General features: G+C 31.7%; 1 pseudogene. It reads left to right on the forward strand.

The features are described 5' to 3' along the window. Nucleotides 1–221, forward strand: a pseudogene (locus tag CCO88_RS10030) (motility associated factor glycosyltransferase family protein); the annotation flags it as partial.

Below are 221 nucleotides of genomic sequence, written 5' to 3' on the forward strand. Positions count from 1 at the left end.
TTTATAGGACAGGATTTAGCTTATGCTGAAAATGGCAATTCTCATCCTGATGATTATCAAAATTCAGCTAATTATGAAAGTCAAATGTATAAACATATTTTAACCGAGGCTTATGGTGGGAAAAAAGAAATTAAAACTCATGAAGTTTGGATATTTTTTAAACAAATCCTAGAAGCAATGATTATTAAGTATCACATCACCACCTACAACTGCACCGAAGG

Source organism: Campylobacter coli LMG 9860 (assembly GCF_000254135.1).
GTDB lineage: Bacteria > Campylobacterota > Campylobacteria > Campylobacterales > Campylobacteraceae > Campylobacter_D > Campylobacter_D coli.